Source organism: Avibacterium sp. 21-595 (assembly GCF_023611905.1).
Lineage (GTDB): Bacteria > Pseudomonadota > Gammaproteobacteria > Enterobacterales > Pasteurellaceae > Avibacterium.
Genome location: NZ_CP091455.1, coordinates 770,638 through 789,149, shown reverse-complemented (window position 1 = coordinate 789,149; position 18,512 = coordinate 770,638). Strand labels below are relative to the sequence as shown.

Below are 18,512 nucleotides of genomic sequence, written 5' to 3'. Positions count from 1 at the left end.
ATGGAGATTACCATTTTTTTATGAAAAAATAACCGCACTTTGTTTCATTAAGACGTAGCGCAAAGTGCAACTTAATCAAAGATAAGGAGTAATCAGATGAGTATTTCACGTCGTAATTTTATTAAAGGTGTTGCGACAACGGGTGCGGTAGCTGCGCTGTCAAGCACTGCGGTAAATGCAGTCGCCAATAATAATGCTAAAGAGTCGACAAAAAAATCCAACAATCCCCCACTTAACCTATTAATCGTGTTTCCTGATGAAATGCGTGCAATGGCACAAGGATTCAAAAAGCAAGATCCTGCAATCACACCACATTTAGATGCCTTTGCTCAAACAGCAAAAGTGATGGATCAAATGGTTTCTAACTATCCATTATGCTCTCCATTCCGTGGTATGTTTATGACCGGTAAATACCCACAACATAGTGGCGTAACAGGGAATACGCACGACTATGGTGGTAAAGTCGGTATTGAGTTATCACCTTATGCAAAATGTTGGTCTGATGTATTAAAAGATGAAGGCTATTCATTAGGTTACATCGGTAAATGGCATTTAGATGTGCCACAAGAACCGTACATTAAAAGCTACAACAACCCAATGGAAGGGCGCTACTGGAACGACTGGACACCACCAGATCGCCGCCACGGTTTTGATTTCTGGTATTCTTATGGTACTTATGATCTCCATTTAAAACCAATGTACTGGGGAAATGACACACCGCGTGAATATCCTCAATATGTAGATCAATGGGGGCCAGAACACGAAGCGGATATGGCGATTAAATACCTTCGTAATGAAGAAAATAAATATCGTGATCCAAACAAACCATTTGCATTAGTGGTTTCAATGAACCCTCCACATTCTCCTTATGATCAAGTCCCACAAAAATATTTGGATATGTACCCACAAAGCTCTAAAGAACTCAACAGCCGTCCAAATGTCGATTGGGATAAAAAATATCAAGAAGGCTATGGCCCTCAATATTTCAAAGAATATCTTGCAATGGTTTCAGGCGTCGATGAACAATTCGGCCGTATCCTTGCTGAATTAGACAAACAAGGTTTAGCGGATAATACATTAGTAGTCTTCTTCTCTGATCACGGTTGCTGTATGGGATCTCACGGTAAACCAACCAAAAATAATATCTATGAAGAATCTATGCGTGTGCCAATGATGTTCCGCTTACCGGGTAAAATCCCTGCGGGTGTCAATGAGAGCTTAATGTCTGCGCCAGATATTTATCCAACGATCTTAGATTTACTTGGTTTGAAAGGCAGTATCCCTGATAGTGTAGAAGGCGTTAGCCTTGCTGAACAGGTATTACACGATAAAGGTGAAAGTCCAACTTCTCAACTTTATCTCTTTGTCCCTTATGGTCAGCCATCATTTGGTCGTCGTGGCGTGCGGACCAAAACGCACACCTTAGAAATTGACCGTCAAGATGGTGAACCGCTTAAATACACACTCTTTGATAATGTGGCTGATCCATACCAAATGAAGAATATTGCGGAAAGCAATCCTGAATTGGTACAAAAATTAATCAAAGAAGAATTAATCCCGTGGTTAGAAAAAACGGGCGATTCTTGGCGTCCCGTTGAGTTTATTACTGGCCCAACGAAAAAAATGAAAAAGCAACTTGAAAGCTGTGCTACACCAAAAGCTTAATCGTTGCTAATTGCTCTCACTGAAGCTATTTGAGTCTTCAGTGAGAGTATATAGGAGCAAATAAATGGCAACAGATCCCAAAATTCGCTTTACTGAACGACCTTATTTAGCTCACGAACATCCCCAATTTCAGGATTATTGGCGAGCCTTTAAGGAAAGATTGCAGCGTTCAATAAAACGAAAAGCCTGCTTTAGCAAAACCGATCCTCTTATTGATAAACAGCTAAAACAGGCATTTACGCAAGATTCCACTTTTTCACAAGAAAAGTTTGAATTACTGGTTGAATATTTTATTCGCTCCTTTTTTCATTATGCCAATGATGACTATGCCCGTGCCGATTATCACGGTTATCCATCAGAACAAGGAATGGTGTCTGATTCTATTGAAGGGGCGGCACGCAATTATCCTCTGTTAGCCGCCTATTTACATTATCAGTCAGATCCCTCTCATCCCCTTTTTCAGCAAGTTCAACAGGCTTTATCAACGGGTTTTCTCAATGCAACCAATCCCAATCATTCAGGTTACTGGGGAAAGTTAAAAAGTTTTCAGCAAACGATCTGCGAAAGTGCTGATTTCGCCCTTGCCCTTTGGCTGAGTAAAGCCCATATTTGGCAACACTACAACGCTTCACAACAGCAACAGATTATTGATTGGCTACGTCAAATCAATCACGTGCAAACGGTGGACAATAACTGGCATTTGTTTATCTTATTAGTGCAATTGGTCGTCAAAGATCTTGCTGGCATTGATGAAATCAATCAAGAACGTTATCAACGCATTAAAGAATTTTATGTTGGCAATGGCTGGTTTAGAGATGGCGAAAAAGGTAATTTCGATTACTACAATTCTTGGGGCTTTCACTATGGGTTATTTTGGCTTGATCAAATCGCTCCAGATTTTGACCGCACTTTTATTCAACAAAGTGCGGTGCAATTTTGTCAAGATTTTCATTATTTATTCGCGCCACAAGGTTTTGCTTTTTTTGGGCGTAGCCTGCCTTACCGTTTTGCTGCACCGACGGCGTTAATCAGCACAATGATTCAACAAGAAAAAACGAATGGACAAGGAAAACGTATCCTATCCCAACTCACCCATTTTTTGATTCAACAGCACGCTATTCAACAAGGCAATGTTACCCAAGGACTCTTTGAAACAGATAGGCGACTGGTTGATCCTTACAGCGGTGCGGCAAGTGGGTTGTGGTCGTTACGTCCTTTTATTTTATTACTTTATGCTGGTCAAAAGATTCATTTCTGGCAAACTTCCGAACAGCCACTTGTCATTGAAAAACAGGATTATGATATTCAAATCCCAGCGATTAATTTACGTATTATTGGTACACAAGCAACCCAAGAAATTATCGCCCAATTTCAGCATCAACAATACCCCAATTTGCCGTTCCAGCAAGCCTGTTTACAACAGCAAAATGGACGAATGAAGATCATAGAATGGCTTTGTGGGCGTTCCACTCGAGGCAAAAATAATTTACTACGAAAAGGAGTAACGACATTTTCATCAAAACTCTCCCTTTATCTTTCCAATAAAGAGAAAAAATAACAAAAAAACCACCGCACTTTTCTATGCAACAGTTTTATGCGAAGGATAAATTAGCAAAAAATAAGGCGGAATAATCCGCCTTAACCAATTTTGCAATGCTATTCCGCGACAGGATAATGCTGATACCCTAACTGTTTAGACACATTTCTGCCTGCTTGATGAAGCATCTCCACCAGCTGGGCAAGGTTTTCTTTTTCAAAACGAACTAGCGGTAAAGAGAGAGAAATCGCGGCAACAATATGCCCTAGACGATCATAAATAGGTGCGGCAACACAATGTAAGCCAACTTCCTGCTCCTCTTTATCTTCTGCATAGTGCTGTTCGCGTACTAACGCCAGTTCTTGTTTAAGCGCTTCAACATTCGGTAACGTGTTTGCGGTATGTTGAACAAACTCAACATTTTCCAGCAAGGTTTCCACTTCCTCGTCCGTCAGCGCCGAAAGCAATACTTTTCCAATCGCCGTACTATAAGTGGGATTTCTACGCCCCACACGAGAATACATTCTTAGGCTATAAGTAGAATCAATTTTATGCAAATAAACAATTTCATTGCCATCTAATGCACCTAAATGCAAGGTTTCGCCTGTTTGCTTTGAAATCACTTCCATTTCTTTATTGGCAAGCTCAATCAGATCCACATATTCTAACGCCCTTGCACTAATTTCAAACAATTTCAGAGTGAGGCGATATTTATCTGTATCCCCTTCCTGTGCCACAATACCAAGGGATTTCATCGTTTGTAGAAAGCGGTAAATGGTGCTTTTGGACATCATCAAACGCTGAGCCAACTCTGTTACACCAATTTCTTTTTTCTCGCTGAGTGCATCCACAATGCCAAATACTTTTAGCACGGAGGAAACCACATCGGGTTGAGTATCTTTTTCCATATTTCTGTAACATCTCAAAATTTAGTCAATTGTCCTCAATATATTAACACAAGCTATAATTTTGAAAAGTCACAAAACAAAATGAAACTATATTTCAATTTTATTGAAAGAAAAAATAAATCCTCGTATAATTTATTTATTTTCACTTGCCTGATCACAAAAGGAGGAAAAACAGTGAAAAAAATTGCAATTATCGGCGAATGTATGATCGAACTCAACGGTGAACCCTTCGGGAATATGTGGCAAACCTATGGAGGTGATACCTTAAACACCGCCACTTATCTCTCTCGCATTAGTTCCCCTCACGACATCGAAGTTCACTATATTTCCGCAATGGGTAATGACAAACTCAGCCAACAAATGATCCAACATTGGCAACAAGATCACATTCATACGGAAAATGTGCTGATTGATCCCTCACGCCAAGCGGGGCTTTATTTAATCCAGTTAGATAAATTTGGCGAACGCACTTTCCTTTACTGGCGTTCTGAATCTGCCGCACGTTATTTACTCCAACACCCTGATTATCCTCAAGTACAAAACAGCCTTGCTGAAATGGATATGATTTATTTGAGCGGAATCTCTCTTGCGATTTTACCTGATGCAGATCGTAATGCCCTCATTAGCCAGCTTCAACAACTGGCTAAACAAGGAGTAAAAATTGCTTTTGACAGTAACTACCGCCCAAAACTTTGGGAATCCGTACAAAGAACACAAGAAATTTACACCGCACTTTATCCGTGCATTCATCTTGCATTAGTCACCTTTGATGATGAACAAGCACTCTGGGGAGATGAACAACCTGCACAATCAATACAACGTTTAAAACAACTTGGGGTAAAAAATATTGTCCTGAAGCAAGGTAAAGAAGGTGCATTATTCTGCGATGAACAAGGTAACGAACAGAATGTGAGTACCACTCCTGTTACCAATGTGGTTGATACCACTTCGGCAGGTGATGCGTTCAATGCCGGTTTTTTAAATGGCTACCTGCGTAATAAACCTGCACAACAATGCTGCCAACAAGGTAATCAAGTGGCGGGTATCGTCATTCAGCATAAGGGGGCGATTATTGATAAAACCGCCACCGAACATCTCATTCATCAATTTAACTAAGGAAGATAAAATGAATACCACGCAAATCGTTGAAAAACTTCGTCAATTAAAAGTCATTCCTGTTATTGCCTTAGACAACGCACAGGATATTATCCCACTTGCGGAAACCCTCGCCAATAATGGGTTACCCGTAGTGGAAATCACTTTCCGCTCAGCGGCTGCCGAAGAAGCCATTCGTTTAATTCGCCAACATAACCCGAATATTCTGATTGCGGCAGGTACAGTTCTGACCAGTGAACAAGTTGTTCAAGCCAAGAATGCAGGTGCCGATTGCATTGTTACACCGGGCTTCAATCCAAAAATTGTCAAACTTTGCCAAGAATTGAATATCCCCGTTATGCCGGGGGTGAACAACCCGATGTCGATTGAAGCGGCATTAGAACTAGGCGTAACCGCAGTGAAATTCTTCCCAGCCGAAGCCTCTGGTGGAGTGAAAATGATCAAAGCCTTACTTGGCCCTTATGCGCAATTACAAATTATGCCAACCGGCGGGATTAGCGTAAACAATATTAAAGACTATCTCGCCATTCCAAACGTCGTGGCGTGCGGTGGTTCTTGGTTCGTAGAAAAATCCCTTATCAACAGCCAAAACTGGGACGAAATCGGTCGCTTAGTGCGTGAAGCGGTGGCAATCACCAGCGCCTAACTCGGCTAACAGGCAAAGAAAACCTCGAAATAAAAGTGCGGTAGAAAATTTTGAAAAATTCCACCGCACTTTTAATTTGTAACAGAGCAAGCGCTAGAATATGTGCATTGTTCTTTTTGTAAAAAAGACTTGCTTGTCAAAAGAACAAAAGGGAGTAAAACAACGACAATTTTAACAAGGAGGACAATATGGCAATTACTGTTACTTCAAAAGAATTTAACCAACGTGCCAGCTATGTATTAAAACTCTCTGAGACGCAACCTGTCTTTATTACCAAGTGGGGAAAGGTTGTCAGTGTTTTGTCGAACTATCAGGATTATCGCAAAGCACGATCAGAACCCAGTTTTGAAGAGCGATTTGGACAACCTGCAACAAGTGTTAGCGATAAAGACATTGAAGATTTCGATCAAATTCTTGCAGACATTCGTAAAGATACCCATATGCGCGACGTGGAATTTGATTAGAAAAATATCTAACTCACAGATTATTTAACTATTTCTTGATTTTAACAATTCAATAATTTCTTTTAGAGCGATAATTTCTGCATCTTTTTGTGCTAATAGCGTGTCTTTTTGAGCTAATAAAATGTCTTTCATTTCCAGCAAACTGTTTAACTTTTCATTTTCAGCGGTCAATGCTTCATTTGTACCAAAATGTCCATTTGTTACATTATTTGAATTATCACCACCTAAAGAAAAGAATATTGTTCTATCCTTACACGCAATTAATTCACCCATATCAATATTAAAAACATTCGCGATTTGCTGTAATTTATCTAAATTAATACTGCTTTGTCCACGTTCAATTTTTGCATAGCCATTCGGCGACATAGAGAGTTTCTCTGCCATTTCTTCCTGCGACCATTGATTGATTTCTCTCATAACGCGAATTTTTTCGTGGACTTCCATTTTATTTCCTTAAAGTGCAGTTTTAAACACTATCAGATGAGTTTTTGATACTGGTGGTTTGTGGTAGAAATTTGAGGCGCAGTATAACATTTGCACCGAGTTTATCCAAAACTTTATGGGATTATTGGTGATTAATAATGAATTTTTAATCTATGCAGCTAGTATTTTAGCTGATACAAATGAAGGATTGAGTGGTTCAGAAATTTGCAAGTTTTGTACTCAATATGCTGTTAGATACGAAAAATCAATTACATATACACATCAACCTTTTAAAAAAGGCACATCAAGCATTAACAAAGCCCAAGCATTGGAAACTAATCTAGCTTGTTTTGAACCGAAGGAACAATTTGTCATTATTCAGGATTTATGCGATTTAGACAAATTTATCAATACTTCAAAAGTACAAGAGCTAAAGCTAGCTTTAGTGAAAAATTATTCTCATTTAGCTCCACAGAAGATCTCAGAGCAAATTATAGAAAATGTTAATCAAGTTAGACATTGGTTAGATGATTACCCTGAGACAAAGAAGCATTATGAAAGTGCATTAGAAAAAAAGAATAACAAAATCTATGAGAGAAACTTACTTGATGACTTGCGTTATTCTTTTGAATCTTTGATTAAGAGCATTCTTAGAACAAATAAATCATTAGAAAATTTGAAACCTGAATTAGGTAACTTCTTAGATAAATACAAGATTAATGTAGAGGTTAAAAATCTTTATATTTCAACTTTCTTTGATTTTTTCACGAAATATCAAAATGAAAATGTCAAGCATAATGCTTGTTTTGAAAGCATTGAGATTGATTTTATCTTTAATCAAACTACCGTTTTAATGGAATTTTTGATCACTTTACATAAACAACAATATTAACTAGCAATAAGAGGCTTATTATGAAATTAACACTCTCAAAAGCATTATTAACAACAACTGTAATGGTAGGATTAACTGCTTGTGGTTCAGGTGGTGGCGGTGGTTCAAATGAATCAACAACTTCAAACCAGAATAGTACTACTTCAATTACTGTGCCAAATGTTGATACGAATAATTCTAACACAGAAAATAACTCAGCTAACCCAACTCAGCCTAATACAACAGTTACGGTTCCTTCAATCACTCCATCAACATTTAAAGTCGGGGCTGATGGCTATGCAACAGGTAAAGCGACTTATGCATCTGCCAATAGCACAATTAGATTAGATGCAGATTTTGATAAAAGAACTATTTCAGGTAGTGCCGTAGGGAAAATTGATGATAAGAATGTGAATGTTTCGTTAAATAATACAACACTGTATAAAGGAACTATTAGATATATCAACGGTCATTACTCTAGCTATAATGAAATGTATGAATTTAAAGGAAATGCTTCTGCCACACATAATCAAGAAAAATTCTCAGGTCAATATGCTGGTATCATTTATGGAAGCTCTAGTCCATTCTCTGAAATGAGTACAGGATATAAAGTAACATCAGAAAAAGATTCAAATCGTATAATAAAAGAAGGTGCTTTAGATTATAGTGACGGATTTGTTGGTGGATATAACTCCGCAGGAACTGATTTAAATAGACAGTAATTATATTCCCACAATTTTTTGATTGTGGGATTTCTTAAATATGAAATATAATTTTTTTTTCTTATCTTATTTATTTAGTAGCATTGTTATTGCAAGTGAAACAACCTACTCTATTTCACAATTAAAACACGATCAAGCTCTGACCGAAAAACTACTTTCAGATATGTTAAATATTGAGCGAATGGATTTGGTGGAACGCCTATTGCCTATCTATCAAAATTTTTCTGAGCATAGTCCAAGATTAGTGAATTACGCAAAAATTAAACAAGCAAGAGTGCTATTTTTAGATTATCAAAATGACAATGCAAGGAAAGCCTTTGAAACATTACAAGAGCAAAACAATTTAACTGATGAAGAACAGTTGCTTATTCAAGATTATTTACAAGCAATTAAAAATCGCGAAAGCTGGCAATTTTCTTTAGGTGCAAATTATCTACAAACCAAGAATGTCAATAATACGTCTAACGAACGACATATTGAAAATACAGGTTTTGTAAAAAATGATGATATGTTGCCACAGTCGGCTCACGGTTTTACTTATTATTTTGATGCACAAAAAAATTGGAATATCATAGGATCTCACTATCTCTATTTTACCAATAATCTTTATGGGAAAAATTATTGGGATAATCACGATTATGATGAAATCGCCAACCGCACTTATTTCGGCTATAAATATCAAAATGCTAAATATCAATTTGACCTAAAACCCTTTTATGAACGCCAATGGTTTGGTGGACATCGTTATAACTGGGCGAATGGGTTAAGAGTTGAGTATGGTTTGAACTTTTCAAAACATTGGCAAATTTCGACCGCATTAGAGTTTAGCCAACCACGTTATTTCACACAGACTGAACGAAGCGGTACGATTAAACTGGCCTCTGCCACACTCATTTGGCAACCTACTGGAAAAGGCTATTATTATTTAGGAACGGATTTTATTCGTGAAAATACGCAACTTAAACAATATAGCAATGATATGAAAGCGTTACGATTAGGTTGGCGACAAAATTGGGGGTATGCAATAGCAAGCCAAATAAATGGATCAATAGCATTGAGACAATATAAAGATTTTGCTTCGCTAGGTAATATTTTGCCGTTAGATAAAATCCGCCGTGATAAGATCTATTCACTAAATCTGACATTATGGAAACAAGATTGGCAGTATTTGGGTTTTGTGCCAAAAGTACAATTCCGCTGGAAAAAGCAGAATAGCAATATTCCCTCAATGTTTTCCTATTCAGAAAAATATGTGCAGATGTTAATAGAAAAAGACTTTTAAACTCAAATTAATCTGACAGGTGCCAGTTTTAAATGGAAGGCTGTCAGATTAAATTTGATGCAAATAATTCTCCACTCAATCATCAATAAGGCGTTTTGCCTGCTTTTTCGATTAATGATTTGAGATAGGGAATATCATCGTGGCTTAGCATATCGATCAGGCCTTCGCTTAGCCATTGAATGATTTCACTTTCAGTATCGTAACCATATTTTTGATTGTACATTTCTAACACAGGGATTTCTTTGGATTCGTGTAAATACATTCTCACTGACAGCCCTGCTTTTTTGTAAGCAATTAAATCTTCTTTGCCTACATAGTGATATTCCACACAAACACTGCTGGCATTTGATCCCAATACTGCACTAAGTTGATCGTTATAGCGCGCAAGGGTAACCACTTGCAACCGCAAGGCTGGCAATAAAGCTTTCACTTTATTAATTAAAACGTGATCAAAGCCTAATAATAAAATTTGATCCACTGTATTGGTACGTTGCAAAATCTCAGCTAAGACTTCCGCAAAACGCTGATGATTGCGACGTTGTTTAGCTTCTACAATTAACCCTACATTATTTTCTTGCGCCCATTTTAAAACGGTTTCTAACTCTACAATGTGCGTGCCTTTGAAAGCGGGGGAAAATTTCTCACCGAAATCATACTGCTGTAATTCAGCAAGTGTCATTTGTTCCACATATCCTTCACCATTAGAAACACGCTCAATAGAAAAATCGTGAATAACCACAATTTTTTCATCTTTTGTCATTGCAATATCCAGTTCAATGCTATGTGTCCCCGCTTCTAATGCGCCAATAAAGGCAGGCATTGTATTTTCTGGATACTTGGCACTATAACCACGGTGGCTATTTGCGAGAATGATTCCTTTCTCTGTTACATTAAATTCAAATGCCATTTTTAACCTCTCTCTTACATTCAATTTAAAAACTAAACTCATTTTAGAGACAATAGAAATATCACGCAAACACTATTGCAACCAAAGGGAGAAAATATCTAATTTTCGTGATCAAACTCACAAAAACAAACTTAAATGAGTTTATTTTTTAAATTGTAATTGATCGCGCTTTATCTTCTAGTTTAGAGTATTCACGAAATTATCATCGAGGAGAAATCGATTATGGCAAAACTAGAATTACGCAATATCACTAAAAAATTTGGTGATTTCTATGCAGCAAATAACATCTCTTTTACTGCTGAAGAAGGGGAATTCGTTACGCTACTCGGTCCTAGTGGCTGTGGGAAAACCTCTTTGCTTAAATTAATTGCAGGCTTTCACCGTGCCGATGAGGGGGAAATTGTCATTGGCGATCGTCAAGTCAATGACATTCCACCAGAAAAACGGAATACCGCAATGTGTTTTCAATCCTATGCGCTTTTTCCTCACTTAAATGTTTCCCACAATATTTGTTATGGCTTGAAACAAAAGAAAATTCCTATTGATGAACAAATCGCACGCTTAAATGTGGCATTAAAACAAATGGATTTAGAAACCCAGAAACTAAAATTACCTTCTGAGCTTTCAGGTGGTCAGCAACAGCGTGTTGCCCTTGCCCGTGCAATGGTTACCCGTCCTGATGTGATTTTATTCGATGAACCACTCTCTAATCTTGATGCCAAACTGCGTGAAAGCGTACGCTTTGAAATTAAGCAACTTTCTCATCAATATAATCTGACCAGTATTTATGTTACCCACGATCAGGCGGAAGCCTTGTCAATGTCAGATAAAATTATCGTGCTAAATAAGGGATCAATTGAGCAAGTGGGAACACCACAAGAAATTTATTATCAACCGAACAACCGCTTTATTGCTGATTTCATTGGTGTCGCAAACATCACCAAAGCAAACGTAAAACACTGGCAAGAGGATCTCTATCAGGTGGATTCCTTATGGGGCAAATTCGTTGTGCAATCGGCACATAAACCTGTGGCTGAGAATATTTATATTTGTTTCCGTCCTGAAGATGCGATCCCTTGTGAAGCTGATAGCAATGTAGAAAATAAATTTAGTGTCAAGGTTCTACAAACCGCCTTTATGGGTAATATGACTGAAGTGCAAGGCTTGGTTACCTCTGGCTTGCCAAATGAGAAAGTGCGGTTGCAATTAACCAAGTTTTCACCGTTATTAAATCAGTCAGAACAATTACATTTCACCCTTGCTCGTGATGCCATTCGTTTCTTGGAGGCGGTATGAAATCCTTAAAACAAGATCTCAAAGCCTGGCTACTGCTTGGAACAGGGCTTGGCACCATTTTATTATTAATGGGTTCGACCTTTTATTTAGTGGTTGCCCAAAGCTTTGGCTTACAGAATATGTATGGCGAACCGTCTCACTTCACGTTTGATTATTGGCAAGAAGTGTTAAGTAACCCTATCTTTCATAAATCATTTTGGTATTCGGTGCGGGTTTCTTTTCTGGGTGCGGTATTTTCCATTTTAGTGGCTTACCCCATTGCATTATGGTTACGTAATCCGATTAAAGGCAAAGAATTTATCGTTACCTTTTTCCGTATGCCAATGCTTGTGCCGGGATTAGTGGCGGCATTCTTATTTATGAATATGATTTCCTACCACGGTATTCTTAATGAAACCTTAGTTTGGTTAGGCATTTGGGAACAACCAAAATCCTTGCAAAATGACAGCTTTGGTTGGGGAATTGTGATTTTACAAATGTGGAAAAATATTCCATTCGCCTTAATTCTTGTTGGCGGTGCAGTCAATTCGTTAAAAAGCGATCTCTTTGATGCCGCTTCAAACCTAGGTTCAAACAGTTGGCAACGTTTTATTTATGTGATTTTCCCACTCACTCTCAGTGCAGTACAAGTTTCGTTTATTTTGATTTTTATCGGTGCATTAGGTGATTTCGCCTTTTATAGCATTGCAGGCCCACGTGATACCTATTCTTTAGCTCGCTTTATGCAAATGAGTGCTTATGAATTTGAAGAATGGAATCAAAGTGCGGTACTCGCAATGGTGATAATGCTCACTTCTGCACTTGCTTCAATTTTAATTACGCTGATTATTCGTCCATTATCTGTTAAACGAGGAGCGGTAAAATGAACAAAATACAAAGCAAAAACACACGTTTAATTAACCGCATTGTGCTGATCTTTTTTGTGCTGGTGAATTTTGTTTGGCTTGTTTTGCCTTTCTTAATGGCGGGCTTATGGTCGCTTGTTGATCCACAACACCCTTGGAGCTACCCTGATATTTTTCCACCCGTGCTTTCTTTTGAACGCTGGAGTTATGTATGGGAAAACACCGCACTTAAAGAAGCGATGTTTAATAGCTACACCATCGCGCCGATTGTTTCTTTAATCGCCATCACTCTCGCCTTGCCAACCGCTTATGCTTTTGGTCGAATGGAATTCCGCGGTAAAAAAATTGCCGAACTGATTACCCTTATTCCCTTAGTAATTCCGGGAATGATCATTGCCTTATTCTTTAGTGCGGTGTTAATTCAGTTAAATATTAACAATCCAATGATCGGTATTATTATCGGACATACGGTAATGACGTTACCCTACGCTATTCGTATTTTGTCTTCAGGATTTTCAGCCGTTCCGCAAGATCTGATTGATGCAAGTCGCGATCTTGGCGCATCAAAATTTACGACCTTTAAAGATGTGTACTTGCCAATGCTAAAACCCGCATTTTTGGCGTCCATTATTTTCTGTTTAGTCAAAAGTATTGAAGAATTTAGTATTTCCTTTGTTATCGGTTCGCCAGATTTTATCACCGTGCCAACCATACTTTATTCTTTCTTGGGCTATTCTTTCATTCGCCCAAATGCCGCCGTGGTCTCAATCATCTTATTAATTCCAAACGTGATCTTATTGTTAATTATTGAACGTTTATTAAAAGGTAACTATTTATCTCAATCCACAGGTAAAGCCTAATTTTGTAAACCATAGCCTTGTAAATCATAGGAGAACACAATGATGAAAACTCGTCTTATCAAAACCGCATTAATCAGTTTAGGGCTAACCACTGCCTTATCCGTATCGGCCTCCCAAGACCTCAGCCAAAAAAGCTGGGAAGATATTATGGCACAAGCCAAACAAGAAGGCTCCGTCACCTTTAGCGTATGGTATTTACAACCACAATTCCGTCTTTTTGTGAAAGAATTTGAAAAAACCTATGGCATCAAAGTGAAAATCCCAGAAGGAACGCTAGATGGCAATATGAACAAGCTCATTGCTGAAAAATCACTAAGCAAAGGCAAAATGGATGTGATCGCCATTGCGGCGGATAACTACCCGATTGTGCAGAAAAATGAGGTATTAAGAAATCTCGATAAATTGCCAAATTTCGCCCAAGCTAACCACGCCTTACAAGGGGTAAAATTTGCCAATCAAGCAATGGGATTTTGGGGCAATCAAACAGGCTTTGCTTATGATCCATTACGCGTTTCAGAAGATCAATTACCACAAAGTTGGCAAGAAACCGTTACCTACATTCAAACTCACCCGAAAAAATTCGGTTATGCCGATCCAAATGGAGGGGCTTCAGGTAAAGCGTTTATTTTCCAAGCCTTACTTAATGTAAGCGGTCAATATGATTATCAAAACACGCCATTTGATGCTTCTCAAACGAAAAACTGGCAAAGCACGTGGGATTGGTTTAACCAAAACAAACAAAATATGGTTCGTACCGCCTCTAACGCAGATAGCTTAACACGCTTAAATGATGGGGAATTAGATATTGTTTCTGCGTGGCAAGATCATTTATTTAGCTTACAAAAACAAGGTGCGGTTACCCCAAGATTGAAATTCTATGTGCCAAAATTTGGTATGCCGGGCGGTGGGAATGTCGTCGTTGTCGCACAAAATGCGCTACACCCAGCAGCAAGTTTGGTGTTCGCCAACTGGCTAGTCTCCCCAGAAACCCAACAAAAATTAGCCGCTCATTTTGGTATTCGCCCATTAAATGCGGAAGTCGGCGAAGCGGATATTCCATTCTTCCCATTAGATTGGAGCAAAGCCGCGATTGCAGATTTCACCAAAGAAGTGATCGCCAAATAACATTGTTAATGAGTTAAGGTTCTACCTTAACTCATTTTTTTCTCTCTTTTTTTGATTATTGTTCCAACAAAATCAAGTTAATGGCAAAGTTGCCTTTGAAAAATGGGTCGCGCCAAGTGGCGAAGCCTTTATGAAAGTAGAATACGTTTATCAAACCATTGACCAATTACGTAATGGCACGAAACTCACTTTGACTAATCCACCAAATCGTATTACCTTACAGCTAGAAGATTGCCCAACCAATGCGCAAGGTTTATGTAAAATGGCTGATTTTTATCAAGCCGTTGAAAATGCATTAAAATAATACCGCACTTTTATCTGTGTAAATTAAGGTAAAATTGACTGAGAAGCCTCTCTGATCGCCAAAGTGAGGCTTTTATTTCATAAAGACAGAAAAATGAAAAAAGATAATTCCGTATTCAATTTAAAATCTAGCGAAAAATTGTTATTACGCCTTATTCGCCAATATGCCCCTTCACGCAAGGAACTCAGTACATTATCAGGCTTAACCGCAGGGGCAGTAACACAATATTGTCGCAAGCTCTTGTTTCTTGGCTTAATCAAAGAAACGGAAAAAATGGTAAAAAAACGGGGAACGCCTTCTTTTCATTTAACCTTAAATCCCAACGCCTGCTGCTCTATTGGGGTTACTTTTTCTGATCACGCATTTCAGCTGGCAATTGTGGATTTTGTCGGTAATAAAATTGCGAATGAACGCTATGTATATAACAACATCGTACAATTTGATGAATTATGCCAAAAAATTCATAGCGCTATTACGCAATTGCTTGAAAAGAAATTTTTGTCTGAAGCCAAAATCCTTGGTATTGGTTTCTCCCTTTCTGGCTATCTCTTGGAAGACAAATCGATTTCCTCCCCTTGGTTTCCTTTATTACAAAATATTCCTAATTTAGCCACAGTATTGAGCGAAAAATTGGGCTACCCTTGTTATATTGAAAACAACATCAACACCGTAGCCTTAGGTGAATATTATTCAGGTTTATGGAATGATATTGACGATATGGTGGTTATCAGCCTTGATTTTGGTATTGGTGCAGGCATTATTTCACAAGGTAAACTAATCCGTGGTGGGTTTGGTAACGCGGGAGAAATCGGCTTATTATTCCCCTATAACTCGCCTAGACCAAGTTGGAAAGATCTCACCGAAAAACTTGGCGAAGATAATCATCAAACAAACTTATTAGACAACACCGCGGTAAAAACTTGGCTAGCACATAGCCAGCCCCAAGTGCTATCTCTCATTCTCTCCGCCATTGCGTGGCTTGACCCCAAAGTCATCGCCCTAACCGGAATGTTGCCTCAAACCTTAATCAACCAACTGATTGATTACGTTAAAAATGCAGAACAATTGCAAAACATCAACCGCACCTCAGCACAACTGAGCGCATCAAAGATAAAATTTGAAGATATTTCCATTGGCGCCGCCATTGTACCAATTTATCATTTCTTGCAAGATGATGAATAAATACGAAAGTGCGGTGCAAAAATCAGAAAAATTTGCACCGCACTTTGAGTTATCTAAAAACCTTTCTCGAAAAAAATATTAATATTTTTTTCAGAATAACTATAAAGAGTGGGTAAATTACTTTGCTGTTTTACCCAAGAAAATTGAATTTTGGGAATAAATCCGAGTAATTTCAAATCTCTTTTCCATAGCAAAAGATTTAAACTGTAGATATGATCTTTTCTTATTTTATTTAGTGGTAATATTCTTGCAAAAATCATTTTATCTTTATACCGCCGATAAGAATAAGAAAAATTTATTTGGGAAGAAATAGATTTTTTCCAGTTTTCTAACCAATCAAATCTAATTGCTTTTGTATCATTGTCATAATAACGAAGCTGTGTTTTCTCTTTTCTAAAACTTAAACCTAATGAAAGTAATCGAGTATTTTGGGGTAACCAAGAGAAAGAAATCGCCAAGAATTTATTATGTCCATCTAAATAATTAGCATCTTGCACATAATCATTCTTGCTATACTCTAATTCAGTTCTGATTTGAGCTGTATTTGTCAGCCAATTCTCCCAGCTTATATTTGCTCCAATGGTTCTTTGATATCTTTTATTACCAACCCAACGCAATTCATAAAAAGGAAATACCTGCCATTGCGCTACCATTTCTTTATACTTATACCCTAAAGAAAGTCGATTAATTGCATCATTGTATTCTTTTCTATCCCAGTAATACTTATAAAAAAATTGATCTTTAAATGCCAAATAATGATGCTTAACGATATTCTTATCTTGACTTAAATACCCATTCATCCCTATTCCGTGTGCAGATTGTGGTAACATTTTCTCTTTCTTGATTAATCTCGTATTTTCAATATTACTAGCTGAAGAAACCTTATTTATATTCTTAGTTCTTAAATAATAAAAATTAAAATCGCTATGCAGGCTTTCTTTCTCTGTAATATTAGTAAGATAACTATCAATAATCTTAGTAAGCGTAGAGTTAGCTCCGTGCTTTAACAATTTAAATTGTTGTTTTGCAAGATTTAATTGCTGATCCCAAAACAATAAAATAGCTAACTCTAATCGAATCGATATGGAATTAGGATATTTTTCTAAAAGCGCATATAAAATATTAATTGCTTCACTATTATTTTTCCGCTCTTTTGCTAAGATAAATTGTGAAAATTGAACAATAGCGGGATCTTTTTCTTTAAATTGTTGATAAATAGGTAAAAACTGCTGAATTAACGCACTATTTCTTTGTCGAATAGCAAGCTGCAATGCTTGACGAGTCAGCAATTCACTTTGTTTAAATTTATCAAAATAATTTTCTTGATTATTCCATTCTTGCTTTAAATTCAATGCAGGAGTATTTTCTGCTTGTACTATACTGCAATAAAAGACAAAAGGAATTAATATTAGTTTTTTCATTTTGGGGAAGGTTATAAAAAATACTCGCTTATTAATAAAGCGAGCATTTTTTCTTATTTATTACTGTTTTTTACCAACAAAAGCACCTTGTAATTCTTGACCGTTACTCAGCTCACCAGTAACTGCACCAACAACTTCCTCTTGATGCGGTCCAGCAACAAAGCCGTAGAACCTACCATCTTGTACATCATTTCCTTTTACCGATCCTGTAACACCACCAACAAGACTAAAGTTACGAGAATCCTCTGGATTTAAACGACCATTCATATAACCATATATACCAGCTAGAGATAATGCCCCATTATTATCATCTAATCTAATTGAGCCAGTAACCGCTTCATTTTCAATATCCAAGCTCAATGTTCCAGGTAAAAATTGATTTTGTTGTGTTGGATCTTCAATAGTTGCTTTACCTGTATAACTCGCATGCAATGTATCTGGTAATGTTTCTGGCATTTCTCTGGCTGAGAAAACAACACGCATATCTTTTTCCGAATCAGATCCCATATTATGATAGCCATATACCGTATAATTTTGTTTCTCAGAATTATTATCCTTCATCAAAATGTCATACACTTTTTTATAAGTTTTTTGGCTATCATCTGTTGCTTGTACAATTTTATGGCGAGCATCGTCGAACTGCCCCTCACCATCAGCGCTCTTACGAACATCTCCGATTGCATAATAAGAATTGCTAGCATTAGCACTGTCACCACTTCCGCCACCACTACTACAAGCTGTTATTGCTAAAGCACTTAAAATAGATAAAGTTATCAATTTAATATTCATTGAATTTCTCCTATAAATTAAAGCCCGATTCAGTTTCTTTGTTTTTACTAATCATCAATAAAAACTTCCCTATTCTAAAAAAAAAAAACGATTTGCAAGGAAAATCTTTGAAAATATCAAAATTTTTTATTCATTGATTTACTGATAAA

Annotated in this window: 19 protein-coding genes; 14 read left to right on the top strand and 5 right to left on the bottom strand. The window is 37.4% G+C overall.

All coding sequences use genetic code 11. From position 1 onward, the window contains the following. The first annotated feature begins 96 nt into the window (after positions 1–96). Entirely contained in the window at positions 97–1,665 is a 1,569-nt protein-coding gene (locus tag L4F92_RS03785) for a sulfatase-like hydrolase/transferase (protein ID WP_250364261.1), read from the top strand. A gap of 64 nt (positions 1,666–1,729) precedes the next feature. Beyond that, entirely contained in the window at positions 1,730–3,223 is a 1,494-nt protein-coding gene (locus tag L4F92_RS03780) for a DUF2264 domain-containing protein (RefSeq protein WP_250364260.1), read from the top strand. Between the two features lie 98 nt (positions 3,224–3,321). Here L4F92_RS03780 and kdgR read toward each other — a convergent pair whose 3' ends face one another. After that, positions 3,322–4,110: a DNA-binding transcriptional regulator KdgR gene (kdgR, locus tag L4F92_RS03775; protein WP_250364259.1), complete on the bottom strand. Its 789-nt coding sequence runs from the start codon at positions 4,108–4,110 to the stop codon at positions 3,322–3,324. Positions 4,111–4,284: 174 nt separating this feature from the next. Between kdgR and L4F92_RS03770 the strand changes: the two genes are divergently transcribed. From L4F92_RS03770 to L4F92_RS03760, 3 genes are all read left to right on the top strand, one after another. Then, complete coding sequence (locus L4F92_RS03770) at positions 4,285–5,226, top strand: sugar kinase (protein WP_250364258.1); 942 nt, start codon at positions 4,285–4,287, stop codon at positions 5,224–5,226. Positions 5,227–5,236: 10 nt separating this feature from the next. Beyond that, entirely contained in the window at positions 5,237–5,872 is a 636-nt protein-coding gene (locus L4F92_RS03765) for a bifunctional 4-hydroxy-2-oxoglutarate aldolase/2-dehydro-3-deoxy-phosphogluconate aldolase (RefSeq protein WP_250364257.1), read from the top strand. A 188-nt stretch (positions 5,873–6,060) separates the two neighbouring features. Further along, complete coding sequence (locus L4F92_RS03760) at positions 6,061–6,336, top strand: type II toxin-antitoxin system Phd/YefM family antitoxin (RefSeq protein ID WP_250364256.1); 276 nt, start codon at positions 6,061–6,063, stop codon at positions 6,334–6,336. A 24-nt stretch (positions 6,337–6,360) separates the two neighbouring features. Here L4F92_RS03760 and L4F92_RS03755 read toward each other — a convergent pair whose 3' ends face one another. After that, positions 6,361–6,780 carry a helix-turn-helix domain-containing protein gene (locus tag L4F92_RS03755; RefSeq protein ID WP_250364255.1) on the bottom strand — a complete coding sequence of 140 codons (420 nt, stop codon included), beginning with the start codon at positions 6,778–6,780 and terminating at the stop codon, positions 6,361–6,363. 115 nt (positions 6,781–6,895) lie between these two features. Here L4F92_RS03755 and L4F92_RS03750 point away from each other — a divergent pair, with 115 nt between their 5' ends. Genes L4F92_RS03750 through L4F92_RS03740 form a run of 3 tightly spaced genes read left to right on the top strand, consistent with a single transcriptional unit; the run spans position 6,896 to position 9,634 of the window. Continuing rightward, a complete protein-coding gene (locus L4F92_RS03750) occupies positions 6,896–7,651 on the top strand; it encodes a hypothetical protein (protein ID WP_250364254.1) in 756 nt (251 codons plus the stop codon). Between the two features lie 20 nt (positions 7,652–7,671). Beyond that, a complete protein-coding gene (locus L4F92_RS03745) occupies positions 7,672–8,352 on the top strand; it encodes a hypothetical protein (RefSeq protein ID WP_250350713.1) in 681 nt (226 codons plus the stop codon). A 40-nt stretch (positions 8,353–8,392) separates the two neighbouring features. After that, the gene (locus L4F92_RS03740; protein ID WP_250364253.1) at positions 8,393–9,634 is read left to right on the top strand and encodes a surface lipoprotein assembly modifier; all 1,242 of its coding nucleotides are present in this window, start codon (positions 8,393–8,395) and stop codon (positions 9,632–9,634) included. Between the two features lie 82 nt (positions 9,635–9,716). Here the strand turns inward: L4F92_RS03740 and L4F92_RS03735 are convergent, their stop codons facing one another. Beyond that, positions 9,717–10,541: a glycerophosphodiester phosphodiesterase gene (locus tag L4F92_RS03735; RefSeq protein WP_250364252.1), complete on the bottom strand. Its 825-nt coding sequence runs from the start codon at positions 10,539–10,541 to the stop codon at positions 9,717–9,719. A gap of 222 nt (positions 10,542–10,763) precedes the next feature. Between L4F92_RS03735 and L4F92_RS03730 the strand changes: the two genes are divergently transcribed. The 6 genes from L4F92_RS03730 to L4F92_RS03705 all read left to right on the top strand — a co-directional run bounded on the left by L4F92_RS03730 (position 10,764) and on the right by L4F92_RS03705 (position 16,153). Further along, entirely contained in the window at positions 10,764–11,837 is a 1,074-nt protein-coding gene (locus L4F92_RS03730) for an ABC transporter ATP-binding protein (RefSeq protein WP_250350716.1), read from the top strand. Next, a complete protein-coding gene (locus L4F92_RS03725; RefSeq protein ID WP_250350717.1) occupies positions 11,834–12,703 on the top strand; it encodes an ABC transporter permease in 870 nt (289 codons plus the stop codon). The genes L4F92_RS03730 and L4F92_RS03725 overlap by 4 nt, the downstream gene beginning before the upstream one ends. After that, on the top strand, positions 12,700–13,542 hold the full coding sequence (locus L4F92_RS03720) for an ABC transporter permease (protein WP_250350718.1): 843 nt from the start codon (positions 12,700–12,702) through the stop codon (positions 13,540–13,542). Before L4F92_RS03725 ends, L4F92_RS03720 begins: the two co-directional genes overlap by 4 nt. A gap of 42 nt (positions 13,543–13,584) precedes the next feature. Then, complete coding sequence (locus L4F92_RS03715; protein ID WP_250364543.1) at positions 13,585–14,667, top strand: extracellular solute-binding protein; 1,083 nt, start codon at positions 13,585–13,587, stop codon at positions 14,665–14,667. A 58-nt stretch (positions 14,668–14,725) separates the two neighbouring features. Continuing rightward, the gene (locus tag L4F92_RS03710) at positions 14,726–14,971 is read left to right on the top strand and encodes a hypothetical protein (RefSeq protein ID WP_250364251.1); all 246 of its coding nucleotides are present in this window, start codon (positions 14,726–14,728) and stop codon (positions 14,969–14,971) included. A 93-nt stretch (positions 14,972–15,064) separates the two neighbouring features. Beyond that, a complete protein-coding gene (locus L4F92_RS03705; RefSeq protein WP_250364250.1) occupies positions 15,065–16,153 on the top strand; it encodes an ROK family protein in 1,089 nt (362 codons plus the stop codon). Between the two features lie 53 nt (positions 16,154–16,206). Here the strand turns inward: L4F92_RS03705 and L4F92_RS03700 are convergent, their stop codons facing one another. Then, complete coding sequence (locus L4F92_RS03700) at positions 16,207–17,574, bottom strand: surface lipoprotein assembly modifier (RefSeq protein ID WP_250364249.1); 1,368 nt, start codon at positions 17,572–17,574, stop codon at positions 16,207–16,209. A 60-nt stretch (positions 17,575–17,634) separates the two neighbouring features. Continuing rightward, a complete protein-coding gene (locus L4F92_RS03695) occupies positions 17,635–18,363 on the bottom strand; it encodes a hypothetical protein (protein WP_250364248.1) in 729 nt (242 codons plus the stop codon). Between the last annotated feature and the right edge of the window lie 149 nt (positions 18,364–18,512).